This is a genomic window from Streptomyces hyderabadensis, assembly GCF_020404845.1.
Taxonomy (GTDB): domain Bacteria; phylum Actinomycetota; class Actinomycetes; order Streptomycetales; family Streptomycetaceae; genus Streptomyces; species Streptomyces hyderabadensis.
Genome location: NZ_JAIOJZ010000001.1, coordinates 355,137 through 381,459 on the forward strand (window position 1 = coordinate 355,137; position 26,323 = coordinate 381,459).

Annotated in this window: 25 protein-coding genes, 1 other RNA gene and 2 pseudogenes; 12 read left to right on the forward strand and 16 right to left on the reverse strand. The window is 73.4% G+C overall.

The genetic code is table 11. The annotated features are described in order from the left end of the window. Window positions 1-27: 27 nt before the first annotated feature. Genes K7854_RS01605 through K7854_RS01620 form a run of 4 tightly spaced genes read right to left on the reverse strand, consistent with a single transcriptional unit; the run spans window position 28 to window position 4,618 of the window. Window positions 28-672, reverse strand: a complete 645-nt coding sequence (locus K7854_RS01605; RefSeq protein ID WP_164270598.1) for a PhzF family phenazine biosynthesis protein — start codon at window positions 670-672, stop codon at window positions 28-30. 8 nt (window positions 673-680) lie between these two features. Beyond that, complete coding sequence (locus tag K7854_RS01610) at window positions 681-1,520, reverse strand: hypothetical protein (protein ID WP_226024507.1); 840 nt, start codon at window positions 1,518-1,520, stop codon at window positions 681-683. Between the two features lie 41 nt (window positions 1,521-1,561). Beyond that, window positions 1,562-3,157 (reverse strand): HtaA domain-containing protein, encoded by a 1,596-nt coding sequence (locus tag K7854_RS01615; RefSeq protein ID WP_226024508.1) that lies wholly within the window; start codon window positions 3,155-3,157, stop codon window positions 1,562-1,564. 30 nt (window positions 3,158-3,187) lie between these two features. Then, window positions 3,188-4,618: an HtaA domain-containing protein gene (locus tag K7854_RS01620; RefSeq protein ID WP_226024509.1), complete on the reverse strand. Its 1,431-nt coding sequence runs from the start codon at window positions 4,616-4,618 to the stop codon at window positions 3,188-3,190. A 113-nt stretch (window positions 4,619-4,731) separates the two neighbouring features. On the opposite strand from K7854_RS01620, the gene K7854_RS01625 reads away from it, so the two are divergent. From K7854_RS01625 to K7854_RS01640, 5 genes and pseudogenes are all read left to right on the forward strand, one after another. Continuing rightward, the gene (locus tag K7854_RS01625; RefSeq protein ID WP_226024510.1) at window positions 4,732-5,760 is read left to right on the forward strand and encodes a heme/hemin ABC transporter substrate-binding protein; all 1,029 of its coding nucleotides are present in this window, start codon (window positions 4,732-4,734) and stop codon (window positions 5,758-5,760) included. After that, the gene (locus K7854_RS01630) at window positions 5,757-6,851 is read left to right on the forward strand and encodes a FecCD family ABC transporter permease (protein WP_226024511.1); all 1,095 of its coding nucleotides are present in this window, start codon (window positions 5,757-5,759) and stop codon (window positions 6,849-6,851) included. The genes K7854_RS01625 and K7854_RS01630 overlap by 4 nt, the downstream gene beginning before the upstream one ends. Beyond that, a complete protein-coding gene (locus K7854_RS01635; protein ID WP_226024512.1) occupies window positions 6,848-7,690 on the forward strand; it encodes a heme ABC transporter ATP-binding protein in 843 nt (280 codons plus the stop codon). Before K7854_RS01630 ends, K7854_RS01635 begins: the two co-directional genes overlap by 4 nt. 3 nt (window positions 7,691-7,693) lie before the next feature. Further along, window positions 7,694-7,906, forward strand: a pseudogene (locus K7854_RS37775) (hypothetical protein); the annotation flags it as partial. Next, on the forward strand, window positions 7,845-8,780 hold the full coding sequence (locus K7854_RS01640; RefSeq protein ID WP_486389169.1) for an SCO2278 family lipoprotein: 936 nt from the start codon (window positions 7,845-7,847) through the stop codon (window positions 8,778-8,780). The pseudogene K7854_RS37775 and the gene K7854_RS01640, both read left to right, overlap by 62 nt. 16 nt (window positions 8,781-8,796) lie before the next feature. Here the strand turns inward: K7854_RS01640 and K7854_RS01645 are convergent, their stop codons facing one another. Next, window positions 8,797-9,528: a bifunctional DNA primase/polymerase gene (locus tag K7854_RS01645; protein ID WP_226024514.1), complete on the reverse strand. Its 732-nt coding sequence runs from the start codon at window positions 9,526-9,528 to the stop codon at window positions 8,797-8,799. 116 nt (window positions 9,529-9,644) lie between these two features. Then, window positions 9,645-10,292, reverse strand: a complete 648-nt coding sequence (locus K7854_RS01650) for a TetR/AcrR family transcriptional regulator (RefSeq protein ID WP_226024515.1) — start codon at window positions 10,290-10,292, stop codon at window positions 9,645-9,647. A gap of 107 nt (window positions 10,293-10,399) precedes the next feature. On the opposite strand from K7854_RS01650, the gene K7854_RS01655 reads away from it, so the two are divergent. Further along, a complete protein-coding gene (locus K7854_RS01655) occupies window positions 10,400-10,576 on the forward strand; it encodes a DUF6243 family protein (RefSeq protein WP_226024516.1) in 177 nt (58 codons plus the stop codon). Window positions 10,577-10,595: 19 nt separating this feature from the next. Here the strand turns inward: K7854_RS01655 and K7854_RS01660 are convergent, their stop codons facing one another. From K7854_RS01660 to K7854_RS01675, 4 genes are all read right to left on the reverse strand, one after another. Further along, a complete protein-coding gene (locus K7854_RS01660; protein ID WP_226024639.1) occupies window positions 10,596-11,258 on the reverse strand; it encodes a response regulator transcription factor in 663 nt (220 codons plus the stop codon). A gap of 30 nt (window positions 11,259-11,288) precedes the next feature. Beyond that, entirely contained in the window at window positions 11,289-12,275 is a 987-nt protein-coding gene (locus tag K7854_RS01665) for a small ribosomal subunit Rsm22 family protein (RefSeq protein ID WP_226024517.1), read from the reverse strand. Window positions 12,276-12,816: 541 nt separating this feature from the next. Continuing rightward, entirely contained in the window at window positions 12,817-13,875 is a 1,059-nt protein-coding gene (locus K7854_RS01670; protein ID WP_226024518.1) for a serine hydrolase domain-containing protein, read from the reverse strand. Between the two features lie 77 nt (window positions 13,876-13,952). Beyond that, window positions 13,953-15,341, reverse strand: a complete 1,389-nt coding sequence (locus K7854_RS01675; RefSeq protein ID WP_226024519.1) for a multidrug effflux MFS transporter — start codon at window positions 15,339-15,341, stop codon at window positions 13,953-13,955. Window positions 15,342-15,505: 164 nt separating this feature from the next. Between K7854_RS01675 and K7854_RS01680 the strand changes: the two genes are divergently transcribed. Beyond that, on the forward strand, window positions 15,506-16,573 hold the full coding sequence (locus tag K7854_RS01680) for a Gfo/Idh/MocA family protein (protein ID WP_226024520.1): 1,068 nt from the start codon (window positions 15,506-15,508) through the stop codon (window positions 16,571-16,573). Here the strand turns inward: K7854_RS01680 and K7854_RS01685 are convergent. Continuing rightward, the gene (locus K7854_RS01685; RefSeq protein ID WP_226024521.1) at window positions 16,560-18,242 is read right to left on the reverse strand and encodes an alkaline phosphatase D family protein; all 1,683 of its coding nucleotides are present in this window, start codon (window positions 18,240-18,242) and stop codon (window positions 16,560-16,562) included. The two genes, K7854_RS01680 and K7854_RS01685, sit on opposite strands and share 14 nt — an antisense overlap. Before the next feature lie 132 nt (window positions 18,243-18,374). Between K7854_RS01685 and K7854_RS01690 the strand changes: the two genes are divergently transcribed. Further along, a complete protein-coding gene (locus K7854_RS01690; protein WP_226024522.1) occupies window positions 18,375-19,166 on the forward strand; it encodes an SDR family oxidoreductase in 792 nt (263 codons plus the stop codon). Between the two features lie 263 nt (window positions 19,167-19,429). Here K7854_RS01690 and K7854_RS01695 read toward each other — a convergent pair whose 3' ends face one another. Next, window positions 19,430-19,756 (reverse strand): nuclear transport factor 2-like protein, encoded by a 327-nt coding sequence (locus K7854_RS01695; protein WP_226024523.1) that lies wholly within the window; start codon window positions 19,754-19,756, stop codon window positions 19,430-19,432. Window positions 19,757-19,983: 227 nt separating this feature from the next. Between K7854_RS01695 and K7854_RS01700 the strand changes: the two genes are divergently transcribed. Further along, window positions 19,984-20,526, forward strand: a complete 543-nt coding sequence (locus K7854_RS01700) for a DoxX family protein (RefSeq protein WP_226024524.1) — start codon at window positions 19,984-19,986, stop codon at window positions 20,524-20,526. A 37-nt stretch (window positions 20,527-20,563) separates the two neighbouring features. Then, window positions 20,564-20,902 carry a MazG-like family protein gene (locus K7854_RS01705; RefSeq protein ID WP_226024525.1) on the forward strand — a complete coding sequence of 113 codons (339 nt, stop codon included), beginning with the start codon at window positions 20,564-20,566 and terminating at the stop codon, window positions 20,900-20,902. Between the two features lie 61 nt (window positions 20,903-20,963). Here the strand turns inward: K7854_RS01705 and xynA are convergent, their stop codons facing one another. Next, window positions 20,964-21,965, reverse strand: a complete 1,002-nt coding sequence (gene xynA / locus K7854_RS01710; RefSeq protein WP_226024526.1) for an endo-1,4-beta-xylanase XynA — start codon at window positions 21,963-21,965, stop codon at window positions 20,964-20,966. A 316-nt stretch (window positions 21,966-22,281) separates the two neighbouring features. On the opposite strand from xynA, the gene K7854_RS01715 reads away from it, so the two are divergent. Further along, entirely contained in the window at window positions 22,282-23,331 is a 1,050-nt protein-coding gene (locus K7854_RS01715; RefSeq protein ID WP_226024527.1) for an LLM class flavin-dependent oxidoreductase, read from the forward strand. An 86-nt stretch (window positions 23,332-23,417) separates the two neighbouring features. After that, the gene (locus K7854_RS01720; RefSeq protein ID WP_226024528.1) at window positions 23,418-24,059 is read left to right on the forward strand and encodes a LysE family translocator; all 642 of its coding nucleotides are present in this window, start codon (window positions 23,418-23,420) and stop codon (window positions 24,057-24,059) included. Window positions 24,060-24,139: 80 nt separating this feature from the next. Here K7854_RS01720 and rnpB read toward each other — a convergent pair. The 3 genes and pseudogenes from rnpB to K7854_RS01735 form a co-directional block, all read right to left on the reverse strand. Further along, window positions 24,140-24,553, reverse strand: an RNA gene (gene rnpB / locus K7854_RS01725) — RNase P RNA component class A. Window positions 24,554-24,623: 70 nt separating this feature from the next. Next, window positions 24,624-25,451 (reverse strand): annotated as a pseudogene (locus K7854_RS37780) (DMT family transporter); the annotation flags it as partial. A gap of 19 nt (window positions 25,452-25,470) precedes the next feature. Then, entirely contained in the window at window positions 25,471-26,304 is an 834-nt protein-coding gene (locus K7854_RS01735; RefSeq protein ID WP_226024529.1) for an AraC family transcriptional regulator, read from the reverse strand. Between the last annotated feature and the right edge of the window lie 19 nt (window positions 26,305-26,323).

The window sequence follows — 26,323 nt, forward strand, 5'->3', positions numbered from 1 at the left end:
GGGGTGCGCCGAGCGGGGCGGTCGCCGTCAGCGCTCCAGGCGTACCCGCCCGCCGATCTCGACCCAGCCCTCGGGCTGCGGGGCGGTGAGGATCTGGGAGCCGACGCCCTGGGTGATGTTGAGGGCGCGGCCCAGGCGACCGGTCAGCAGCAGCGCCGCCGCACCGGTCGCCTCGTCCTCGTCGATGCCGTCGTCGCGGCCGGGGAAGGCGCGGGCCCGCACCCGCCCCGCCGCCTCGTCCTCCCACGCCCAGGCGTAGATCCACTCCCCCTTCGGGGGCACGGCGAGGTCGTCGACCTCGGCGACGGTGGCGTACTGGCGCAGGGTGCGCGGCGGGGCCCACTCGGGCCGGGCCTCGATCCAGCTGAACTCGCCGTCCAGCCGGGCGCCCACCACCCCGGCCCGCGTGACGAGTTCGGGCACGTCGAGCAGCCAGGCGGTGCCGACGCAGGGGTGCCCGGCGAAGGGCAGGCGCAGGGTGGGCGTGTAGATGTCGACGACGCCGCGCTCGGGGTCGTCCACGAACACGGTCTCGCTGAAGCCGAGTTTGGCCGCCAGCTCCTGCCGCCGCTCGGGCTCGGGCAGTACGGATCCGTCCCGGACGACGCCCAGTTCGTTGCCGTAGCCGCCGTTGGGCGCGCAGAAGACACGCAGCACGTCGTAGTCGGTCACCGGTGCATTCAAGCATCATCCGCGGGCGGCCAGAGCGGCGTGGGGGCCTCGTCGTAGGGGAGGCCGGCGAGCGCGTCCGCGTACCCGCGTTCCAGGGCGGCGCGTTGCCGTTCGGTCCCGGGTCCGGCGACGCGCTCCGCCAGCCGGGACATCCGCTCCGCGTGCCCCTCGGCGACCGCGTCGGCGGTCCGCCGCCACTCCGTCTCGTCCGGCAGCCGGGCCAGCACCGTGCAGGCCGGTTCGGCGCCCTCCGCCAGCGCCGCCACGGCCCGGTCGTGCCCGTCCAGGATCAGCCAGCCGTCGAGGAACGACACCCACCACAGCAGGACCGGGGCGAGGGTGCCGTCCCGGGCGTGCTTGCGGTACGCCTTCACGCGCGGCGCGTCGGGGGGCGAGAGCGGGCGCAGGGGCAGGACGCCGTGCCAGCCGCCTCCGCAGAGCAGTTCGAGGACGGTGTCGGGCCAGTCCCGTACGAAGTCCTCGGTCCAGATGCCCGGCGGGAACGAGGCGCGTGCGGTGAGCGACCAGCGTCCGTCGTGCAGCGGACCGTGCGGGGTGTCCTCCAGCCACCGGGCGCAGCGGTGGCGCCAGTCGGCGGCCGGCGTGCGCAGCCACGCGGCGCGCAGCGGCGGCAGCGGGGAACGGTGGCCGGGCAGGCGGCGCAGGTGCAGCTCGCGGCAGCAGCCGTCGCCGTGCCACCAGGCCCGGGTGAGGGGCCGCTCGCCCTGGTGGAGGGTGGGCGGGCCGCCGTCCCGGGCCCGGACGAATCGCAGCGGTGGCGGGCCGGGGCGGCCCCGGACGTCCAGGACCAAAGGTCCCCCGGTCGCTTCCCGCACCGCCCGTTCCATACGGCCAGTATCGGGTCCCGGCCGCCCCGGCCCGCAAGGGATTACTCGGCGGACCCCGCCTGGGTCCGGCGCCTGCGGGTCGCGTACACCGCGCCCGCGCCGACCACGACCGCGACACCGGCCGCCGCGCCCAGCGCCGGGCCGGGTATGTCCGAGCCGGTGGAGGCGAGGCTGCCGCCGCCGATGGAACCGCCGGTGGTGGTCCCGGTGCCGCCGACGGTCGAGCCGGTGCCGCCCGCGGTGCCCGTGCCGCCGCCGGTGGAGCCGCCCGCCGTGCCGGAGCCGCCCCCCGTGCCGCCGGACGTGCCCGAGCCGTCGCCGCCCGGCAGTCGGGCGTCGTCGCTGAGCGCCACCGACAGGTCGACGCTGTCGAGCGCGGTGCCCGCCTGGTAGAAGTCGCCGAAGGCCTTGGCGCCGGCCGCGGTGAGGGTGGCGGCGACGTCGTCGACGGTGATGACGTCCTTGGCCGCCGTCAGGTCGCCGGACTTCGCCTTGAGGTCGGCCAGCACCACGCCCTTGGTCTGCGTGCCGAGGCTGTCGACGTCGGCGCTGAGCGTGCCGGTGCCGCCGTCGAGGGTGGCCTTGAGGTTGCTCAGGGTCAGGTCGAGGCCGTAGGTGGCGCCCGACTGGTGGCCCTTGAAGTTGACGGCGCCCTTGAAGGCGGCGGTCAGCTTGCCGGCGTCGGTGTCGTAGGTGCCGGTGGCGTCCTTGAAGGTGAACGCGCCGTTCCCGGCGGCCTGGACGGCGCCGCCGGAGACGGTGACCTTGCCCTTGGCGACGGGACCGACGACGTACGCGCGGAAGGACTCCTTCACGCCCCAGCCGAGGGTGCCGTCGGCGACGGCGCCCTTGGCGGGGGCGGCGGTCGCGGGGGCCGAGGGCGAGGCGCTCGTGCTCGCCGTGGGGCTCGGGCCCTGGGTGGCCGGCGTGGTCTGCGGGTCGGTCGGTTCCGGGTCGGTCGGGCCGCCGGTCGGCTCCTTGGAGGGTTCCGGGGTGGTGGGCTGCCCGCTGGGCTCGGTCGTGGGACCGGTGCTCGGTTCCGTGGTCGGCGGCGTCTTCTTGACCACCGTCAGCGGGTCTCCGGCCGCGCCCGCGTAGCCCGCGCTGCCGAGGTACTCCCCCGCCTCGGCGGTGAGGGTGGTCGCCATGTCGGTCATCGTGCGGGTCACGGCGACCTTGGCGAGCGGCACGTCGTCGCCCTTCTTGGCGGGCGTCGCGCCGGAGGTGTCGACCGTGGTCACGTCGGCGGTGATCTCACCGGCGCCGCTGTCGAAGCGCACGTCGGTGAGCGTGACCTCGAACTGGTGCGCGGCGGAGGCGCTGACCAGCTTGCCCTGGAAGGCGAGGTCCACGGTGTGCGCCGTGGTGTCGTAGGTCCCGGTGCCGTCGGTGAAGGTGAAGGCGCCGTTGCCCGCGGCCTGACTGGCGCCCTCGGAGGCGGTGAAGCTGCCGAACATGCCGACGTACGTCCGGTAGGACTGCTTGATGCCCCAGGTCAACTCGTAGTCGGCGAGCGGTGCTTCGGCCGCCGAGGCGCTGGAGGCGCCGCCCAGCGTGGCGAGGGCGGTGGCGCCGAGGGCGGCGGCCGTGGCCACGGCGGCGGCCAGTGCGGTGGAGCGGCGTCGTCTGACGGGCATGGCTCGGTTCTCCTTGGGTGTCGGGGGTGTTCAGCCCTGGTCCGGGTCCGCGGGGGACGCGGCGGGCCGGGCGCGGCGCCTGCGCAGGGCGACGGCCACGAGGGCCGCGGCCGCCAGCAGCAGGGCACCGGCCGCGAGGGAGACGGGAAGTGCGGGGAAGTCGCCGTCGTCGGTGGTGGCCGCGACGGGGGCGGCGGAGGTGTCGGCGCCGGTCTTCTCGGGCTGCGGGCTCGCGCTCGCGGTGGGCTCGCTGCCGAGGTCGGGCAGGGCGGGCAGTTCCGCGTCGGCGGTGAGGGCGACGGCCAGGGACACCGGGTCCATCGCGGTGCCGGCCTGGTACATGCCGCCGAAGGCCTGCGCGCCGCGGGCGGTGAGCTTCGCCGGGGCCTCGGTGACCTTCACCAGGCCGCCGGCCGGCTTCAGTTCGCCCGCCGTGAAGGTGACCAGGGGGACCCTCTTCTCCTTGACGTCCGGGCTCGTCACGTCGGCGTACAGCGTGCCCTTGCCGTCCTCGACGACGGTCCGTACGTTGCCGAGGCTCAGGTCGAGGCCGTGGCCGCCGGTGAAGCGCACGGTGCCCTCGAAGGCGGCGGTGAGGCCGCCGTCCTCGTACGTCCCCTCGCCGCCGGGGAAGCGGAAGAGCGCGCCGCCGTCCTGGGCGCCCGCGGAGAGGGTCCACTCGCCGTCGGCGATGTCGCCGGTGACGTACTCGCGGAAGGTGCGGCGCACCCCCCAGTCGACGGCACCGTCCCGGACGGCGCCGCCGGACGTCTTCGCGGGCTTCGGCGACGTCGCGGACGGGGAGGGGGTGCCCGACGGCTGCTTCTCCTTCCGCGGCGCGGACGCCTCGACGTCGGCGGACAGGCTCACCGGGTCGAGCGCGGTGCCCGCGGTGTAGTACCCGGCGAAGGAGCGGGCGCCCTCGGCGGTGAGGGTGGCGGGCAGGTTGTTCAGCGCCACCGTGGTGGCGGCGCCCCGCATGTCGATGCCGCCGAGGGAGAGGGCGGCGAAGGGCACCTGACGGGACGTCGTGACCGCCCCGGTGTCCTTCGCCTTGCTGACGACGTCCACGTAGAGCGTGCCGGTGGAGCCGGAGATGCTCACGGTGGGACGGCTGAGGGTGAGGTCGAGCTGGTGGGAACCGGCGCTCGTGCGGTGGCCGAGGAAGTGGACGCCGCCCGTGAAGGCGGCGCGGAAGGCGCCGGTGGCGGCGTCGTAGGTGCCGTTCGCCGAGTGGAAGCGGAAGGCGCTGCCGCCGACGGTCGCCGCGCCCTGGGTCAGCGAGTAACTGCCCTTGGCGATGGGCCCGGTGACATAGCTCTGGAACGAGGACTTGATGCCCCAGTCGAGCCGTCCGCCCTGCACGGTCCGGCTCTCGGCGTGGGCGGCGGTCACGGACAGCAGGGCGCCCAGAAGGGCCGCGCACACCACGGTGACCAGGGCGCGAAGGCGGGCGGGCATGCGAAGTCCTCCGGATCGGGGGGCCGGTAGCGAACAAAGGTAAGGCTAACCTAAGCTTTAGTCGACCCCGCACCGGCCGCTCGTCCGCGGCCCGAGGAGAGGAACGGACCACCGTGCGACGCTTGCGCAACCGACTGGCGGGAGCACTGCTGTCCGTGCTCGCCCTGTCCCTGACCGCGACCGGATGCGGAGGCTCCTCCGAGGCCACGCCCGGCGGCGGGACACCCTCCCGGAGCGCACCCGCCGGGGCGTCCGTCGCCAACCGCGTCGAGCCGCTCGCCCAGAGACCCGAGCCCCGCCTCCCGGTGACCGTCCCCTCCGCCGACGGCGAGCGGGTGACGGTGGAGGCGGCCGAGCGGATCGTCCCCCTCTCGGGCAGCCTCAGCGAGATCGTCTTCACGCTCGGGCTCGGCGACCGGGTCGTCGCCCGGGACGTGACCGCCACCTTCGAACAGGCCGCGAAGCTCCCGGTGGTGACCCGGGGCCACGACGTCTCCGCCGAGAGCGTGCTGTCGCTGAGGCCCGACCTGGTGCTCGCCGAGACCACCACGGGCCCCGAGGAGGCGGTGGACCAGATCCGCGCCGCCGGCGTCCCGGTGCTTTTCGTCGAGGCGGCCAAGGGGCTGGACGACGTGGGCCCGCGCATCCGGGCGGTCGCCGACGCCCTCGGCGTACCGGCGGCCGGCAAGGAGCTGACCCGGCGCTCGGAGCAGCGGATCGAGGCCGTGCGGGGGGACGTTCCGCACGGGGAGAAGCCGCGGGTCGCCTTCCTCTACCTGCGCGGCTCGGCCTCCGTCTACCTCATCGGCGGCAAGGACTCCGGCGCCGGTTCGCTGATCGAGGCGGCCGGGGCGGTGGACGCCGGGGCCGCCTCCGGCCTCGACAAGGACTTCACCGCCATCACCAGCGAGGCCCTGGTGAAGGCGGCGCCGGACGCGATCCTCGTGATGAGCAAGGGACTCGAATCGGTCGGCGGCGTCGACGGGCTCGTGAAGATCCCCGGTGTCGCCCAGACCCCGGCCGGGATGGACCGCCGGATCGTCTCCGTCGAGGACGGCGTACTGCTCAACTACGGCCCGCGCACCGACCAGGTGCTGAAGTCGGTCGTGGCGCAGCTCTACGGCGAGGACGGCGCCAAGTGACCGTACTGGACAAGCCGGTCCGCCCCCAGGCGCCCGCGGACCCCCCGGCCGCGCCCCGCGCCCGGCGCTCCACCGCCTGGCTGCTGACCGCCGCCCTCGCCGCCGGTCTGCTGGTCCTCGTCCCGGTCGCGGCCGGCACCGGCGCCTACCCGATCCCGGTCGGCGACGTGCTCGGCTCGCTGCTGCACCGGACGGGGCTCGGCGGCACGGAGCTGGACCGGGTGGCCGAGTCGGTGCTGTGGAACGTGCGGTTCCCTCGGATCGTGCTGGCGCTGCTGGTGGGCGCCTCGCTGGGCTGCGCCGGGGCACTCATGCAGGGCGTGTTCGGCAACCCGCTGGCCGAGCCGGGCGTCATCGGCGTCTCCTCGGGCGCGGCGGTCGGCGCGGTCGCCGCCATCGCGTTCGGCCTGAACTTCCTCGGCACCTGGACGGTCTCCGTCTTCGCCTTCGTCTCCGGCCTGGTCACGGTACTGATCGTCTACGCCATGTCCCGCTCGGGCGGCCGTACGGAGGTCGTGACCCTGATCCTCACGGGCATCGCGGTGAACGCCTTCGCGGGCGCGCTGATCGGTCTGTTCCTGTTCTTCGCGGACACGGCGGCGGTCAACCAGATCACCTTCTGGCAGCTGGGCTCGCTCGCCCAGGCGACCTGGCCGAAGGTGCTGGCGGTCCTGCCGTGCGCGGCGCTCGGTCTCGGGCTCGCCCCGCTGTACGCCCGCCGCCTCGACCTCCTCGCCCTCGGCGAACGCCCGGCCCGCCACCTGGGCGTGGACGTGGAGCGGCTGCGGATCGTACTCGTCCTGGTGATCGCCCTGCTGACCGCCGCGGCGGTGAGCGTGGCCGGTGTCATCGGCTTCGTCGGACTCGTCGTCCCGCACCTGCTGCGGATGCTGGCCGGGCCGGGACACCGCTTCCTGATCCCGGGCAGCGCGCTGCTCGGCGCGCTGGTCCTGCTCGCCGCCGACCTGGCCGCCCGCACGGTCGCGGAACCGGCCGAACTGCCGCTCGGGGTGCTGACGGCGCTGCTGGGCAGTCCGTTCTTCTTCTGGCTGCTGCGCCGCACCCGGCGCAGGCAGGGAGGCTGGGCATGAGAAGTGTGAAGCTGCCGCGGCTGGTGCCGTCCCGTCCGGTGCCGCCGCCCCCGCCCGCACCGGGCGAGGTCCTCGCCGCGGCCGAGGGCCTGCGCGTGCGCCTCGGCGGGCGGCCGGTCCTGGACGGGGTGGACGTGGAGGTCCGCGCCGGTGAGGTGCTCGCCCTGGTCGGCCCCAACGGTGCGGGCAAGTCCACCCTGTTGGGCGCGCTGGCCGCCGACGTCCCGGCCGCCGAGGGCGTCGTCCGCGTGCACGGCCGCCCGGTGGCGGACTGGTCCGCGCACGAACTGGCGCTGCGCCGGGCGGTGCTGCCCCAGTCGGCGTCGCTGTCGTTCCCGTTCGCGGTGGCGGAGGTGGTCCGGATGGGCCGGGCGCCCTGGGCGGGCGGCGACCGCGAGGACGAGGACGACACGGCCGTGGCCGAGGCGATGGCCCGCACGGAGGTGACCGATTTCGCCGAACGGCCGTTCTCCTCGCTCAGCGGCGGCGAACGGGCCCGCGTGGCCCTCGCCCGCGTCCTCGCCCAACGCGCTCCCCTCCTCCTGCTCGACGAACCGACCGCGGCCCTGGACCTCAGGCACCAGGAACTCGTGCTGCGGTTGTGCCGTCAGCGGGCCCGGGCCGGGGACGCGGTGGTCGTCGTGCTGCACGACCTCGCGCTGGCGGCGGCGTACGCGGACCGGGTGGCGCTCCTGCGCTCGGGCCGGATCGCGGCCGGCGGCCCACCGTCGGAGGTGTTCGCCGAAGGGCTCCTCTCCGAGGTCTACGACCAGCCGGTGGAGGTGTTCCCGCACCCGCGCACCGGCGCCCTGCTGGTCGTCCCGCACCGCGAGCCCTGACCGGAGGTCACGGTGCGGCCGCTGTACCCGGTCCCGGCACTCGCGCTCCTCCTCACCCCGGTAGGGTTCGCCTCCGGGAAGGGGAAGGTGAAGGAACCTGATGAGCCAGGACCGCGGCCCTCGACGGCCCCGCAGGCTTGGGAAGTACGCGCTCATATCCGCCTCGGCGACCACTTTGTCGCTGACGGCGAGCGGCTGCGTGGTGGTGCACGGTGAGCGCGAAGTGCTCCCCTCGGCCACCCGCGCCGAGGCCGCGAAGGCGCTGGAGCAGTTCACCACCGCCTACAACGCGGCCGACAAGGCGTACGACGCCGCCCTGGACGCCGACCACACCACCGGCGCCCTCGCCGCGATCGACTCGGCGCGGCTGAAGGCCGGGGCGACCAACCACCCGGACGGCAATCCGGCGCACCAGCCGCTGGAGCTGACCGACGCGAAGTTCACGATCCCGAAGAAGGCGGGCTGGCCGCGCTGGTTCGTCGCGGACACCAAGGCCAACAAGGGCGGGACGGCACGCTGGCTGCTGGTCTTCACCCGCGACGGCCTGGACCAGACCTGGGAGGCGGCGTACCTGACGCTGGTCGCCCCCGGCAAGGTGCCCGAGTTCAAGACCGACCGGGACGGCTGGGCCGAGGCGGTGCCCGCGAACTCCACGGACGTGAGCGTGCCGCCGGCCGACCTGAGCAAGGACTACACGACGTATCTGCAGGACGGCGGCAAGAGCTTCGCGGACGGCGTGCACACCAGCTCCTGGCGCGCGCTGCGCGAGAAGCGGTCGACCCGCCCCGGGCTGGTCACGCAGTACATCGACGAGCCGCTGACGAACGGCGACTACGCGCCGCTGGCGCTGCGCACCAAGGACGGCGGCGCGCTGGTGTTCTTCACCAGCCGGCACTTCGAGAAGCAGACCGCCGCGCGGGGCGCGTCCGTGCCGGCACCGAACAAGGACGTGCTGGCCCTGACGGACGGCGAGATCAAGCAGTCGCTGACGATGGAGTTCGTCTCCAACGAGGTCGCGCTCGACCCGGCGGACGGGCAGGTGTCGATACTGGGCCGGGTCCAGGGCCTGACCTCGGGCAAGGGCGAGTAGGAGAAGCCCGGGAGGCTCAGCGGCGCAGCGGCCAGGAGGCGCCGGCGTGCTCGCCCTCCGCGTCGGCGTGCCGGGCACAGGCGTCGGTGAGGGTCTCCAGCAGGGTCAGCGGATCCGGCAGCGGGTGCTCGGGACCGCGCACCCAGTGCACCGTGCGGTCCTCCCCGGGCAGCCGGGCCGGCGGCACCAGCACGTAGGAACCGCGGCAGTGCCAGCGCAGTCCGGGGTGCTCGTCCATGGTCTCGGGGTGGCAGTCCAGCTCGCAGGGCCACCACTCGTCCTCGTCCTCGGGGGTGCCCCGGGTGAGGGTGAACAGCAGCATGCGCCCGTCGTCGCTCTCGGCGACCGGCCCGACCGCGACACCGGCGTCGAGCAGCCTGCGCACCGCCTCCCGACCGGCCTCCAGCGGCACGTCCAGCACGTCGTGCACCATGCCGGTCGCGGTGATGAAGTTGGCCTCGGGCTGGTGCCGGGCCCAGCGCTCGATCTGCGCGCGGTCGGTGGTGGACTGCGTCTGCCAGGCGAACGACACCGGGTGCCGGGCCGGGGTGGGACAGCCCACGCGCTCGCACGAGCAACGGTATCCGGCGGGGTGCGCGGCGGGCGCCAGGGGCAGTCCGGCACCGGCGGCGGCGAGCAGCAGGTCCTCCCGGCCACCGTCCGAGGCGGCCTCCTTGGGGCGGCGTCCGCGCAGCCACGAGGAGAGTTTGCCTTGCAGACCGCTCCGACCGCCGAACTCCGCGCTCATCTATCCCCTTGCCTCGCCGTCGTGCGCTCCAGGATGCCCTATCGTCGCACCATTCCGCGCTTCGGGGTCGCGAAGGGACAAACTTCCCTGGTCAGGCCTCTTCGGTCAGGGTTTGGTCAGCGCGGGGCGAGACCGTGCAGCGCGTAGTCGACGAGGGTGTCGGTGTAGGCGTGGGAGACCGGCCCCGTGTGCTGCAGCCAGCGCTGGGCGAGCGGTGAGACGAAGAGTTCGAGGGCGATGCGCGGGTCGATCTCCGCTCGCACCTGCCCGGCCGCCTGGGCGGCACGCAGGCGGTCGACGTAGAGCTGGAGCGAGGGCTCCAGGAGCTTGGCGACGAACTCCCGGCCCAGCTGTTCGTCGACGAGACCCTCCGCGGCGAGAGCCCGGGACGGTGCCTCGAACTTGGGGTCGTACAGCTCGTCGACGGTGGCGCGCAGCACGGTCTTGAGGTCGGCGGCGATGTCGCCGGTGTCCGGGATGGCGTAGGACGCCCCCTGCCCCTGTGCGCGGGCGGCCTGCTCCCCGAGGTCGAGGAAGGCCTCCAGCAGGACCTCCGCCTTCGAGGACCACCACCGGTAGATCGTCTGCTTGCCGACACCGGCACGGGCGGCGATGCCCTCGACGGTGGTCTTCGGGTAGCCGACCTCCCCGACCAGGGCGAGGGCGGCGTCGTAGATGGCCCGGCGGGACCGCTGACTGCGCCGGGTGGCGTCGGGCTGCGGGCGCTCGGGGGCGGTGGGGACGGGTTTCCGGGTGGTGGCCATGCTCCGAAGTTATCAGGTTGACAAGACGGAACGTCTCGCCGAGAGTGAGAAGGAACCGATACGAGACGAACCGTCTCGTATTCCCTACGCATCTGGAGGGACGACCCATGACCCGAGGTGGAAACGGAAACCTGCTGGGTGTCGGCGGCACGCGCCGGAAGCTCGGACGCGACGCCCTGCGCGGCGGCGACCGGGCGGGCCGCGTCGGCGGCCCTGCGCCGCAGGCCCAGAAGCAGGAACTGCTGCGCAGACTGCGGGAGCGGCAGCAGAAACCGGCGAGCTGACCGAGGCGTCCCCGGCCGCTCAGCGGCGTGGCGCCCGCGCGTTCTCCAGGTAGTGCAGAACGGCCGCCACCCGCCGGTCGACCTGGTCGGCCGGGGACAGGTCGAGCTTGGCGAAGATGCTGCGGATGTGTTTGTGGACGGCGCCGTCGGTGACCACGAGCCGTCCGGCGATGGCGCTGTTGCCCAGCCCCTCGGCCATCAGGCCGAGCACCTCACGCTCCCGCGGGCTGAGCCGCTCCAGCCGGGTGTCCTGCCGGGTCCGGGTGAACAGCTGGGCGACGACCTCCGGATCGATGGCGGTGCCACCGTCCGCGACCCGCCCGAGCGCGTCCATGAACTCCTCGACCCGCCCCACGCGCTCCTTGAGCAGATACCCCAGACCGCCCACTCCCCCGGTCAGCAGGTCGGTGGCGAAGGACTGCTCCACGTACGCGGACAGCACCAGGACGGCGAGTCCGGGGCGCCGCCGCCGCGCCTCGACGGCCGCGCGGACGCCTTCGTCGGTGTGGGTGGGCGGCATGCGCACGTCCAGGATGGCCACGTCGGGTTCGTGCGCGTCGATGGCGTCGAGCACCGACTCGGCGGTGTCCGCGGTGGCCACCACGTCCAGGCCCTCGGCCCGCAGCAGCAGGGCGAGCCCCTCGCGCAGCAGCGGGTCGTCCTCGGCGATCACGATCCGCAGGCCGCGGCGAGCGTCGCGTTCCACTCTTCGTCAGTCCTCCCCGGGCGGCCAGGAGTCGCCCCAGGCCGCGTCGCGGGCCGCCTTGTAGAGGTCGCCGTGCCGCTTGGTGACCGTGCGCCGCCGCAGTTGCTCGTCGGGTTCGCACAGGTCGAGCAGCACCTGCCCCTTGCGGATCTGCGGACGCCGGACCACCCGGGAGGCGGCGGGTTCCGCGGGGAGCCGGGTGGCGGCGACATAGCTGAACTTCTCGTCCTCGTACGCGAGGGACCCGCTCTTGACCTGCCGGTGCAGGCTGGACCGGCTGACCCGGGCCGCGAAGTGGCACCAGTCCGCGCCGGGCACGATGGGGCAGGCGGCACTGTGCGGGCAGGGCGCGGCGACCCGGAACCCGGCGGCGATCAGCCGGTCGCGGGCCTCGATGACACGGGCGTACCCGGCGGGCGTGCCGGCCTCGACGATCACGACGGCGCGGGCGGCACCGGCGGCGGCGTCGACGAGGGCGGCGCGGTCGGGCCCGGTCAGCTCGTTCAGCACGTAGGACACCGTGACGAGATCAGTGCTCTCGATGTCGAGCGCCGCTCCGATCCGCGAGCGCCGCCAGCGGACCTCGCGCAGGGCGGGCAGCGAGGCGGCGATCTCCCGGCCGAGGGCGAGCGCGGGCTCGGCCCAGTCGAGCACGGTCACCGGACGCGTCCCGGCCCAGGTGTCGCTGACCGCCCAGGTCGCGGCGCCGGTCCCGCCGCCCACGTCCACGTGGCCGCCGGGCACCCAGCCGGGCACGGCCGCGGCGAACGCGTCCAGCGCGGAGCGCACCGCGGCGAAGGTGGCCGGCATGCGGTAGGCGGCGTAGGCGACGACGTCGGCGCGGTCGCGCAGGATGGGGGCGTCGGTCGGGGTGTCCCCGCGGTAGTTGGCGATCAGCCGCTCCACGGCCTGCGCGGCCTGCCGGGGCGGCAACCCGTCGACGAGGTCGGCGAGGGCGGCGCGCAGGGCGTCGGCGGGGGCGGGGTGGGTCACGGGGCCGATTGTACGAGGCACTCCGTGGGTGGGGGAGCTTGGTCACCCGGGGTGGGCATGGGGGCCGCGGTGGTCCGGCGCTCCCTTGGCACCCGGCGTGGGTGTGGCCGCCGGGGTGGGGAGCGCAGCCCGGCGTTACGGGGTGCCGCCGCGCCCACCCGTGCCGCCCCAGCGGCACGACTGCCCGCAGCTACGCGGCATGCGACTGCCCGCAGCGGCGGCGGCTGGCGACGGCCCGCAGCCGAGGCGGGGGCGACGCGGCGGGAAAGTCGCGTACGGCGGGAAGGGGACGTGTCGGGGGGTGTTCGCCCGCAGCGGTTGGCGCGTCAACGCCGGGCACTTCTCGGCCAACCGATTCCGCGCCGTTCCGAGGACGAACACCCCCCGGCGCGGCCCCGACCCACCCACCGAACCCAAGGCGCAACGCGCACCCCCACCAAACCCGCACAGGCGCCGCAGGCATACCGCACCCCCCACCACCCGCACAAGCGCCGCAGGCACCCGCGGCCACCACCCGCACAGGCCGCCGCAGGCACCCCCCTCAGCCGCCGGAGGCACCCCGCACCGCCCGCGCCACCCGCGTACACAGTGCCGCACGCGGCCGGTTGTCCGGTGCCCGGCGCCGTGGGTGGACCGTGTTGGCGAGGAGCACGACGAAGGTGTCCGTAGCCCGGTCGAGGACCAGCATCGTCCCGGTGAACCCGGTGTGCCCGGCCGCCCCGCGCCCCGCGAGGCCGCCCATGAACCACGGCTGGTCCAGGGCGAAGCCCAGCCCCGGCGCCGCCAGCAGCAGCTCCACGAAGTCGGGCCCGAGGATCCGCGCCGGCCCGTGGGAGCCCCCCGCGAGCAGCGTCCGGCAGAAGACCGCGAGGTCCCGCCCCGTCGAGAACAGCCCCGCGTGACCGGCCACCCCGCCCAGCGCCCAGGCGTTCTCGTCGTGGACGACCCCGCGCAGCATCCCCCGGTCCACCTTGGCCCACGGCCGCCGCTGGTCCTCCGTGGCCGCCGCACCGGGACACGGTCCGAACCGCGTCGCCGCCATGCCCAGCGGCCGGGTGATCCCGTCCCGGACGAGGACGTCGAGGCCCCGCCCGGTGATGCGCTCCAGCACCTGTTGCAGCAGCAGCATGTTCAGGTCGGAGTAGCAGTACGTGCCCGGCACCCCCACCGGCGGCTCCGCCCGCAGCCGCCGCAGCCGTTCCTCGTCGTCGGCGCAGTCGTACAGCGGGAGTTCGGGCCGCAGCCCGGAGGTGTGGGTGAGCAACTGCCGTACGGTGACCCCGTGCCGCGCCGCGGCCCGGAAGTCCGGCAGGTAGGCGCCGACCTCCGCGTCGATGCCGAGCGTGCCCCGCTCGATCTGCTGCACGGCGGCGACCGCCGTGAACAACTTCGTCAGCGAGGCGAGATCGAACGGCGTGTCCACCGTCATCGGCACCCGCGACCCCGCCGGCAGCTCCACGCCCCGGTCGGTGCGCGGATCGTGGGAGGCGTAGCGCACGGCGAACCCCGCCGCCTCCTCGACCGCGAGCACCGGCCCGCGCCCGACGGCCACGACCGCGCCCGCCGCCCAGGGACGTTCGCCGGTGGTGAGGTCGTGCACGTCGGCGACGACACGCCGCAGCTGCCCGGGGTCGAGTCCGGCCCGCTCCGGCGTGTCGCCGCGCAGTCTCGCAGCGCTCAGTTGTCTTCTCCCTCGCCTGCTCCCCGCCCGACCGCACGTTCACCCGACCGCTCGCCCGCACGTTCGCCCGACCGCTCGCCCGACCGCTTGCCCGCCTGCTCGCCCGCCCGCGCGGCCGGGACCCGGCACAGCGTCACGAGGAACCCGAGCGCCACCACCGCGGCCACCAACTGGACCACGGCCATCGGCACGGCGGTGTCCTCCCCCGCGATCCCGACCAGCGGCGAGGCGACCGCGCCGATGAGGAAGGAGGAGGTACCGAGCAGTGCCGAGGCGGATCCGGCGGACGTCTTGACCCGCATCAGCGCGAGCGCCTGGGTGTTGGGCAGGCTGATGCCCATCGCCGACATCAGCACGAACAGCACGGCGGCGACCGGTCCGAGCCCGACCTCGCCGAAGACGCCCAGGGACATCAGCAGCAGCACGGTCGCGGCGGCGATCACGATGACGAGGCCGAGGCCGAGCACCCGGTCCAGCCTGACCCGCCCGACGAGGATCTTGCCGTTGATCTGTCCGACCACCACGAGGCCGATCGAGTTGAGGCCGAACAGCAGGCTGAACGTCTGCGCGGACGCCCCGTAGATCTCCTGCATGACGAACGGCGACGCCGCCACGTAGGCGAACAGCGAGGCGAAGGCGAAGCCGCCCGCGAGCATGTACCCGGTGAAGGCCCGGTCGGCGAGCAGCCCGCGCATCGCGCGCAGGGTGTCGCCGACACCGCCCGCGTGCCGCTCCTCGACGGGCAGCGTCTCCGGCAGTTTGGCCCACACGACGGCACCCAGCACCACCCCGACCACGACGAGGACGACGAACACGCCCCGCCAGTCGGTCACGCGCAGGATCTGCCCGCCGATGAGCGGCGCGACGACCGGCGCGACGCCGGAGATCAGCATGAGGGTGGAGAAGAAGCGGGCCATGGCCACGCCGTCGTACAGGTCGCGCACGACGGCCCGGGCTATGACGATCCCGGCGGCACCCGCGAGTCCCTGGACCAGCCGGAAGGCGACGAGGAGTTCCACGTTCGGCGCGACGGCGCACAGCGCGGTGGCGACGACGTAGACGGCGAGACCGGCCAGCAGCGGGCGCCGCCGCCCCCACTTGTCGCTCATCGGTCCGACCACGATCTGCCCGAGGGCCATGCCGGCCAGACAGGCGGTGAGCGTGAGCTGGACGGTCGCGGCGGGTGCGCTCAGGGACCGGGTGACCTCGGGAAGCGCGGGGAGGTACATGTCCATCGCCAGCGGCGGCGTGGCGGTCAGGCTGCCGAGGATGAGGGTGACGAGAAGACTGACCCGCCGAGCGGCGGACAGCGTTGGCGGTACGGGTGACGACTGGGACGACTGAGACGTTTCCGGCATGTGTGTGGACGGCCCGCGCTCGGGCATGTGATGTGCCCCTCCCTCTTCTACAGATCCGCCACCTATGCTCTCAGCTCGTACGGACTGCAACGAACAAACTCGAACGACGACCAACGAACGACAACCGAACGACCAAAGACGAACAACGAACGACGAACGAACCTGAGCGAGGGTGGGGCAGGGTGTCAGCGGTGACCGGGCAGAAGGTGCGCTGGGGGATTCTCGCGACCGGCGGGATGGCGGCGAGGTTCACGGCGGATCTGGTCGATCTGCCGGACGCGGAGGTCGTGGCGGTGGCCTCGCGGACCGAGGCGTCGGCGAAGGCGTTCGCCGAGCGGTTCGGGATACCGCGGGCGTACGGCGACTGGGAGACGCTGGCACGGGACGAGGACCTCGACGTGGTGTACGTCGCGACCCCGCACTCGGCGCACCGGACCGCGGCCGGCCTGTGCCTGGCGGCGGGCCGGAACGTGCTGTGCGAGAAGCCGTTCACCCTGAACGCCCGCGAGGCGGCGGAACTGGTCGCGCTCGCCCGCGAGAAGAACGTCTTCCTCATGGAAGCGATGTGGATGTTCTGCAACCCGCTGGTGCGGCGCCTGAAGTCGCTGGTCGACGAGGGCGCGATCGGCGAGGTCCGCAGCCTCCAGGCGGACTTCGGCCTCGCGGGCCCCTTCCCGCCCGCGCACCGGCTCCGCGACCCCGCGCAGGGCGGCGGCGCGCTGCTGGACCTGGGGGTGTACCCGGTGTCGTTCGCGCAGCTGCTGCTCGGCGAGCCCGCGGACGTCGCGGCGCGAGCAGTGCTCTCCGAAGAGGGCATCGATCTCCAGACGGGCGCACTGCTCTCCTACGAGAGCGGCGCTCTCGCCTCGGTGCACTGCTCCATCACCGGCGGTACGCCCAACTCCGCGTCGATCACCGGCTCCGAGGGCCGTATCGACGTCCCGAACGGCTTCTTCTTCCCGGACCACTTCGTGCTGCACCGCACCGGCCGGGACCCGCAGGAGTTCCGCGCCGACCCGGCCGACGGACCCCGCGAGAGCCTGCGGCACGAGGCCGAGGAGGTGATGCGGGCCCTGCGCGCCGGAAAGACCGAGTCACCGCTGGTCCCCCTCGACGGCACCCTGGCCGTGATGCGGACGCTCGACGCGATCCGTGACCGCGTCGGCGTCCGCTACCCGGGAGAGACGGGAGAGACGAGAGAGACGGGAGCAACAGGGGAAACCGGCGACACGGCGGAGCCGGTCGTCACACCGGCTTGAGCCCCGGCTCCCCCACCTCCGTCACGAAGGACCCGGCGGTCGTGAGCGGCGCCCCCTCGGTGCTGACGTGGGACACCGTCTTGAAGTCGGCGCGCGCCGACTGGCGGCCCAGTGCGACCGTGGCGTAGCCGCGCAGCCCGTTGAAGAACTTCAGGTGCGGGTTGGCGGTCATGAGGGTGTCCCAGTTGGACGGCTTCGCGGAGCCGTCGCCGCCGCTGGTGACGGAGGTGGTGACGATCTCCGTGCCCAGCGTCCGGGAGTCCGGGTCGCCGAAGTCGCGCTTGATGTCGAAGCCGTAGGAGACGTGCACGTCGCCGGTGAGGACCATGAGGTTCTCGATCCCGGCGGCCTGCGCGCCGGCCAGGACCCGCTCGCGGGAGGCCGGGTAGCCGTCCCAGGAGTCCATGGACACCTTGGACGGCGTACTCGTGGAGTTGTACCGCTGGGAGAAGGTGACCTGCTGGGGCACCACGTTCCACAGGGCGTTCGACCGGTGCCAGCCGTTGATCAGCCAGCGCTCCTGGGCGTCGCCGGTGAGCGTGCGGCTCGGGTCCTCGGACTCGGGCCCGGGGAACTGCCAGCCGTCGCCGTACGCCTGGTTGGAGCGGTACTGCCGGGTGTCGAGGACGTCGAACTGGGCGAGCCGCCCCCAGTGCAGCCGGCGGTAGAGCTTGAGGTCCGGGCCGTCGGGCAACTGCGGGCGCCGCAGCGGCATGTTCTCCCAGTAGGCGCGGTAGGCGGCGGCCCGGCGGATGAGGAACTCCTCCGGCGGGACGCTGTTCTCCGGCGTCTCGTCGGCGTAGTTGTTCTCGGTCTCGTGGTCGTCCCAGGTGACGACGAAGGGGTGCGCGGCGTGCGCGGCCCGCAGGTCGGGGTCCGACTTGTAGAGGGCGTACCGCAGGCGGTAGTCCTCCAGCGTCACCGTCTCGTGGTTGAAGTGGGCGGGCAGGGTGCCCGCGGGGTAGGCGCGGGAGCCGCCGGTGGCGTTGACGGCGTACTCGTAGAGGTAGTCGCCGAGGTGGAAGACGACGTCCACGTCCTCCTGGGCCAGGTGCTTGTAGGCGGTGTAGTACCCCTGGTCGTACTTCTGGCAGGAGACGAGGCCGAAGGTGAGGCCGGAGACCCGGCTGTGCTGCGCGGGGGCGGTGCGGGTGCGGCCGGCCGGGCTGACGTAACGGCCGGCGCGGAAGCGGTAGTAGTAGACGTGGCCGGGTGCCAGGTGGTCGACCTCGACGTGCACGGTGTGGTGGAACTCGGGGTGGGCGGTGGCCCGGCCTCTTCTGACGACGCGTCGGAACCGTTCGTCCAGGGCCAGTTCCCAGCTCACCTCGACGCGTTTGGCGGGCAGCCCGCTGTCGGCCTGGTACGGGACCGGGGCCAGGCGCGTCCACAGCAGCACGGAGCCGGGCTGCGGGTCGCCCGAGGCGACGCCGAGCGTGAACGGGTCGGCGGAGAGCTGGGCCGGGTCCAGCTCGGCGGCGCTCGCGGTGCCGGCGGCCGGCAGGTTCACGGAGAAGGCGAGCGCGGCGGCGGCGCCGGTGACGGTCAGGAAGCGGCGGCGCCCCAGGCTGCGGGCGGCGGCGCGGAGTTCGGGCGCGTGCGAGGACTGCGACTGGGCCGGGACCGGGCTCGGGACCGGGGCCGGGGCCTGGTGGTTCGCGGGTGTCATCCGTTCCTCCCCTTGCGGTGGTTGCAAGGGGGATTCGAAGGGCCGGGAACGACCCGGGCTTGGCGCGGACATGGCGATCGCATGTCGGACGGATGAGTTCCGCATGTTCCGCGACCCGTACGCTGCGGACTCATGAACACCGCGAGAACCACCGACGAGGAACCCGCCGGCGCACGGAAGGTCGCCGTCGTCACGGGCGCCGGATCCGGCATCGGCCGGGCGGTAGCCGTCGAACTGCTCACCGCCGGCTGGTCGGTGGCCCTGGCCGGCCGCCGGCCGGAGCCCCTGGCACAGACGGCCGCGGCGGCACCGTCCGGAGGCGGCACGGCGCTCACCGTCCGCGCCGACGTGTCGCGCCCCGAGGACGTGGCGGCCCTGTTCGGCGCCGTGCGCGACCGGTTCGGACGACTGGACCTGCTGTTCAACAACGCGGGGACGTTCGGCCCCGGCGGCGTGCCGGTCGAGGAACTGCCCTACGAGGCCTGGCGGCACGTGGTGGACACCAACCTCAACGGGGCGTTCCTGTGCGCGCAGGCGGCGTACCGGCAGATGAAGGAGCAGGACCCGCAGGGCGGGCGGATCATCAACAACGGATCGATCTCGGCGCACACGCCGCGCCCGCACTCGGTGGCGTACACGGCGACCAAGCACGCGCTGACGGGCCTGACCAAGTCGCTCTCGCTGGACGGCCGTCCCTACGGCATCGCGGTCGGCCAGATCGACATCGGCAACGCGGCGACCGAGATGACGGCCGGCATGCAGACCGGCGCGCTCCAGGCCAACGGGGAGACGGCACCCGAGCCGGTGATGGACGTCGCCGACGTGGCGCGCACGGTGCGGCACATGGCGGAACTGCCCCTGGAGGCCAACGTGCAGTTCGCGACCGTCATGGCGACGGCGATGCCGTACGTGGGGCGCGGCTGAGCTGATTCACACAATCGGAATTTCAAGGTCCGCAGTATTGCGGCTGGTGAAGGACGTATGCTCAAATCTCCTTCACCAGAACTTCACACTCGAAGCGTTGGCCTTCCACAAGGCACCCCACGAGGCGCCCCGCAGGCACCCACGAGGCGCCTCTGCAAGGCACTCCACGACGCTCCAAGGGCCATCCCGAGGGGGGAGGCGGCAGCCGTTCCGCCGCACCGGCGCACGCCGGTGGACGGAACGGCTGCCGCACCGTTTCCCGGTTACGCCTGCCCGGTCTCGAAGCGGGCGATCCGGCCCTCCTCGTCCACGGTGAAGTCCCAGCGGGTGCGCATCTCGCCCCAGGTGTCGTTGCGGTAGCGGGCGATGAGGGCGCGCCCGCCGTTCGACTCGTTCTCGACCTCCATGTGGCCGTTGGAGGAGAAGATCTCCCGGTCGATCCACTGGTCGAGGTCCCGGTCGTCCCCGTCGTCGGCCATGGTGGCGTCCGGTGCGAGCAGCTCCTGGAAGGCCTCGCGGTCGTGGGCGTTGACGGCGGCGACGAAGGCGCGGACGGCCGGGTCGCTGAGTCGCGTGGTCTGAATCGTCATGGCCGCAGCGTCACACCGGCTCCGCACCCCCGCCACCGGAACCCCCCCCGCCCTGCCCCCACCCGCCACCACCACACCCGCTCCCCTGTACCCACCGGCCTGCACCCACCGCACCCACTCCCCTGCACCCCACCGGCCACCACCCGAACGGCGCCCCGTGACGGGCCCGGAGGCCGTCGAGGGGCGACGGTGGACAGATGAGCCGCCCCTGTCCGCGAGGAGTCGAAGTGAAGTGCTGTGACCGGCGTGATGTGGGGCTGCTGCTGCTCCGCCTGGGTACCGGCGGCGTCCTGGCCGCGCACGGCGCGCAGAAACTGCTCGGCTGGTTCGGCGGCGGCGGCCTCGGGGAGACCGGCCGGGCGATGGAGGCCATGGGCTACGCACCCGGCCGGGCCAGCGCCACCGCGGCGGGCCTCGCCGAGGCGGGCGGCGGGACGCTGCTGGCGCTGGGCCTGGCCACCCCGGCCGCGGGCGCGGCGGCGGCCGGCGCGATGGCGGGCGCCGCGGCGGTGCACGCCCCGAACGGCTTCTTCGCCCAGGCCGGCGGCTACGAGTACGCGGCCTCCCTCGGCCTGACCGCCGCGGGCCTCGCCGTCTCGGGCCCCGGCCGCCTCTCCCTGGACCACGCCCTCGGCCACGCGGTCAACCGGAACTGGATGGTCCCCGCCGCCTTCGCGGTGACGGCGGCGGCCACGACGGTGGTCGTGGGTGCGCGGAACAGGCGGCTGCGCAGGGCGGCGGAGGGGCAGCAGGAGCCGCTGTTCGAGTGACGGCCGCGGGGACCGGGACCATGGCACGCTGCTCCCCATGAGCGACCACCCTGACGGCGCCCGAGCCGACCTCTGGAACACGATCGACGACCTGTGGAAGTGGCTGCAGGCGGACCAGCCCGTCGGCGGCCGGGAGGGCCTGCTGCTGCGCATGCTGAAGCTGTCCGAGGAGGTCGGCGAGGTCGCCGAGGCGGTGATCGGCGCGACCGGCCAGAACCCGCGCAAGGGCGTCACCCACACCTGGGACGACGTGGAGGCGGAGCTGTGCGACGTCGTGATCACGGCGATGGTGGCGCTGCGGACCCTGACACCCGAGGCCCGGGAGGTGTTCGCCCGGCACCTGACGCGGGTGGCGGGACGGTCGCTGGGCACATGAGCGCGCGCGGAGGCCCGCACCCGTGGGAGTCGGTCACGAGTGCGGGCCGGTCGGGGCCGGGTCAGCCCGCGCTGCAGGACACGCTCGGCCAGGTCCAGTTACCGTTGGCCTGGATGGTGGCACCCCAGTTGTTGCCGCTGCCGTTGGACTTGGCGGTCAGCGTCTGCGCGCTCGGGTAGCTCGCGTTGACGTTCCAGGTCGACATGACCTTCGCCGGTGACGGCACGTTCATCGTCACCGTCCAGTCACTGGCACCACTCACGGAGACGTTAAGGTTGTACCGATCCCCCCACTTCTCTCCGGCGGACAGCGTCGCGGCACAGCCACCCCCGTTGCCGCCGCCACCGCCGCCGCCACCGCCACCGGTGCCCCCGACGTTGATGTTGGAGCTGCCGCTGCTCTGGTAGCCCTCGGTGGCCATGATCATGTAGTAGCTGAAGCTGCCGAGCGGCATCCCGGCCCGCGCCCACGCGTCGAAGTGGTTGCCGGTGGTGATGGTGCCGCCGGTCCGCTTCGACTGCCGCACGCTCCAGTACTGGTCGAAGGTGCGGGTGCCCTCGACGGAGGGGGCGTTGTACCGCGTCGTCTTGTAGATGTCGTAGGTGCCGCCGTCGCTGGTGACGGTGCCCTTGAACTCGCCCGTGGGCCGGTAGGTGCCCCAGTTGTCGACGATGTAGTACTCGACGAGCGGGTTCGAGGTCCACCCGTAGAGCGCCAGGTACGCGTTGCCGGACGGGTTGAAGCTGCCCGAGTACTGCACGGTCCTGCGCCCGCCGTTGCTCCAGCCCTTCCCCGCGACGAAGTTGCCGGTGTTGCGCCACGAGGTGCTGTACTGACCGCCGGAGCCCATGTTCATGGAGACGGTGCCCTGGCTGTCGGTCCAGAACGAGTAGTAGTAGCCGTTGTTGGTGCCCTCCTGATTGGTCGTGACGACCGTGTCGGCCTGGGCGGTGCCCGGCAGCATCAGCGCGGCGAGCGCGGCGAGGGCGACGGCCCAGGCGCTCCGGACGAGCAGGGTGACGGGACCGCGTCTGCGACGCCTCTGTGGAACGAGCAGGTTCATGGGGGGTGTTCCTCTCCTGCGGGTTCGGACAACGGCGACAGTGTTGACCTGCACCCATCAAGCGTCAACAGTTTCGGTAATTATTTCGAAACCTTCGTGACACGAGATCGAGCCATGAGAGGCACGAAACCGCAGACCACTCCCCTTGACTCCAAATCCGGCGCACATCCCCCACAGCCACCCCACCAGGCCGAACAGAAAGCCGGACGGGTAGATTCGAAACTTTCGAAGCGCCCTGCGCCCTGGACAGTCGCTCCCCGACCTCACATCCTCGGTGGAGGCAGAGCACCGTTCCCCACAACGGAGGTTGGCGCTCGTGAAGTTCAGCTACGCGATGCTCCCGGACTACCCGCTGGCCGAGTCCCTGGAGTCGATCCGGCTCGCCGACGAACTCGGGTTCCACGCCTGTTACGCCGCCGACGAGACCTGGCACAAGGACCTGTGGCTCCTCTTCGCCGCGGCGGCCGGCCGCACCGACCGCATCCGCCTGGGCCCCAGCGTCTCCCCGGTGACGCTGCGCGAGCCGACCCTGATCGCCCAGGCCCTCGCCACGCTCGACGAACTCTCCGGCGGCCGCGCCGAAGGCGTCCTGTCCAGCGGCAACTTCGGCCTGCTGGCCCAGTACCGCATCGACTGGGCCCGCACCAGGCCGCTGTCCCGGGTCAAGGAGGCCCTGCACGTGATGCGCACGTTCCTGGACGAGGGCGCGATCACGCACGAGGGCGAGTTCTTCTCCTACGACGGCCTGTTCACCTTCGCCCGCCCGGTCCAGGACCGCCTGCCGCTGAAGCTCGGCGCGATGCGCGGGCCCAAGTCCTTCGAGGCGGCCGGGGAGTTGTCGGACGGCTGCCACCACGCCCTGAGCTACACCCGCGAGGCCTACGACTACGCGGTGCGGCACATCAGGGCGGGCGCGGAGCGGGCCGGCAAGGACTGGCGCTCGCTGGACATCGGCGCCTGGGTGGTCTTCGCCACCGGCCCCGACTCGGCGGTCGCCAAGGAGGCGGCACGCAGCATGGTCGGCATCTACGCCTCCTCCATGCCCGAGGAACAACTGCGCCGCAACGGCGTCGACCCGGCGGAACTGAAGCCGGTCGTCGACGCGATCGCCGCCGGCGACCTGGCCCGCGGCATCGAACTCACCACCCCGGAGATCGCCGACCGCCTCTCGGTCGCGGGCACGCCCGAGGAGTGCCGGGAGAAGATCGCCCGGGACATCGCCCCCAGCGGCGTCAACCACATGATCTGCGCCATCACCGACCGCGCTCTGGTACGGGCGTTCACTGGACGGGACCTCACGGAGGCGGCGGACGTGAACACCCAGCTGCGGCTGATCGCGGAGCGGGTGATGCCGAGGGTCGGGTGAGGGCGTGGCCGGGTGGCGCGAGGCAGGCCACGAGCCTCGGGAAAAGGGGCTGAGGCCCGGCGCCCGGCCATGCTTCGATGGGCGCCATGCTGTCCTCCGACCGCTTGCTCGCCTTCGCGGCGATGTCGTTCCTGCTGATCGTGGTCCCCGGGCCCAGCGTGCTGTTCGTGATCGGGCGGGCGCTGGCCCAGGGACGCCGGGCGGCTCTGACCACGGTCGTGGGGAACACGGTGGGCGCCTATGTGCTGGTCGTGGCCGTGGCGCTCGGTGTCGGGTCGGTCGTGGAACGCTCGGTGCTCGTCTTCACGGCGCTGAAGCTCGTCGGCGCGGCCTACTTGGTGTACCTGGGCGTACGGGCCTGGCGGAAGCGGGGTTCGTTGCAGGCAGCGGTCGGCGCGGACGGGAGCGCGCACCGCGGCGGGCTGCGCACCCTGTGGGAGGGGTTCGCGGTCGGGGTGGCGAACCCCAAGACGATGGTGTTCTTCGCCGCCGTGCTCCCCCAGTTCGTGGACCGCGCCCAGGGACACGTGGTGGTCCAGATGCTGGTGCTGGGCCTGGTCTTCAATCTCATCGCGGTGGCCTGCGACAGCGTGTGGGGGCTGGCCGCGGCGACCGGCCGCGACTGGTTCGCCCGCTCACCCCGGCGGCTCTCCCTGGTCGGCGGAATCGGCGGCCTCACGATGATCGGCCTCGGTGTCACCGTCGCGGCGACGGGGCGCAAGGACTGACGCGGACCCACGAGGACTCACGACGACTGACCCGGCCCGGCTCACACGAAACCAGGTCGCCCCCTCGGGGGCAGAGGCGGCAGACGAGTCGGGCTGTACGCCGGGTTCTGTTCCGACGGGGCCTCGCGGTCCCGTCGGCGACGGCCATCCATCTAGGGCCGGCGTTGCCACCGGCCTCCAGCGGTCTACCCGCGGACTCGGGCGGGCAGCCCTCGGTCGTCCGCGCAGGGCCGCCCCTTCTTGCGAGGAGGCGTCCCCTCTTGACCTTGCTCCGGGTGGGGTTTACCTAGCTGCCCAGGTCGCCCTGGGCACTGGTGGTCTCTTACACCACCGTTTCACCCTTACCGGGGGCCGAAGCCTCCGGCGGTCTGCTTTCTGTGGCACTGTCCCGCGGGTCACCCCGGGTGGCCGTTAGCCATCACCCTGCCCTGTGGAGCCCGGACGTTCCTCGGGAAGTCCCGTGAGGGACTCCACGCGGCCGCCCGCCCGGCTCGTCTGCCGTGTCGACCATGGTACCCGGCGGACCTCCCGCCCCGGACCGGCGGCGGACGTCGCGAGGACCGAGCCGGCCAGGATCAGGGTGAAGGCGGCGCCGATGCCGAGGGTGAGGTCCTCGCCCAGGAGGAGGGCACCCGCGGCGACGGCGACCGCCGGGTTGACGTAGGTGATGACGCCGGCGCGGACCGGACCGACCTCCTTGATCAGCTCCAGGAAGGCCACGAAGGCGATCGCCGTGCAGACGACGCCGAGACCGGCCAGGGCGGCCAGGGCCTCGCCGGAGGGGAGGGTGGCGGGCCGGGTCAGGAAGGCGGCGGGGGCGTAGACGACGGCGGCCAGGGTGAGGCACGGGGTGATGAGCTGGAGGGTGGGGACGTCCTTGAGGTGGCGGGCGGCGATCAGCGGGGCCGTGGCGTAGCCGACGGCCGTCACCAGCACCTCGGCCAGCGAACGGGCGTCGCCGCCGGTGAGGTGCGGCACGGTGAGGACGGCGACGCCCCCGAGGCCGAGGCCGAGGCCGGTGACGCGGCGGGCGCCGACTCGTTCCCCGGCGCCGAAGAAGCGGGCCAGGAGCACGCCGACGATCGGCACGCCCGCGATCAGCAGCCCGGCGGTGGAGCTGGACAGGTGCCGCTCGGCGTCCGTCAGGGTCCACCAGGGGCCGATGATCTCGATGACGGCGAAGGCCAGCATCGGCTTCCAGTGGCGCCGTACGGTGCCGAAGAGGTTTCCCTTGCGCAGGGCGAAGGGGAGCAGGAGTGCCGCGCCGAGCGCGCAGCGCGCGAACACCACTGCGGACGGGGACACCTCGTCCACCGCCACCTTGATCATCAAGTAGGGGACGCCCCAGACCACTCCCATCAGGGAGAACAGGAACCAGCCGCGTGCAGTCATGCGGGGAGTCTCGGCCGCCTCACCCCGCGCGGTCTTGAACGCTGTTGCGGTACGCCGCCGGGGTCACGCCGAGGACCCGGCGGAACCAGCGGGTCAGGTGCGCCTGGTCGGCGAAGCCCACCAGCGCCGCCGCCTCAGCCGGGCGCAGGCCCGCGTCCAGGAGCCCGCGCGCCCTGGCCACCCGGTGCTGGGCGAGCCAGGCGTACGGCGGCATCCCCGTCGCCGTACGGAAGGCGCGCAGGAGTTGGTAGCGGGACAGGCCGAAGTCGGTGGCGAGGGCCGCCAGGGACGGCGGGGCGAGGAGTTCGTCGGCGAGGCGGTCGCGTACGAGGCGGGCGACGCGGTCGGCGCCGGGGACCGTGTCGTCGCCCGCGCGGGCGGTGGAGTGGCGGCGGGCGAGCGCCGTGAGCAGCCAGGGCAGGCGGGATTCCGCCTCCAGCGGGTCGGGGCAGCGGGCCAGGTCGGTGTGCGCGGCGCGCAGGGCGGCGGCGAGTTCCGGGTCGTCGAGGACGGGTTCGCGGAAGTGCGGGAGGGCGGCGGTGCGGGTGCCGTCGGTGAGGAGGCCCGGGGCCGCGTACAGGGCGCGGTACGAGTAGCCCTCGGGGGCGGCGGGGCCGCCGGTGTGCACCTCGCCCGGTTCCAGGACGACGATGGAGCCCGGCCCGGAGTGGATGTGCCCGCCCCGGTAGGCGATGACCTCCAGGCCGCCGACAGTGACGCCGACCGTGTATTCGTCGTGGGCGTGCGGGGCGTAGACGTGCCGGTCGAAGCGGGCCGTGAGGAGGTCGAGGGGCGGGCCGGCCGTCCCCAGCCGTGCCCTGGTCCAGCGTGCTTGCTCGCCTCGTGCGTCCATCGCCGACCACCCCCCTGCC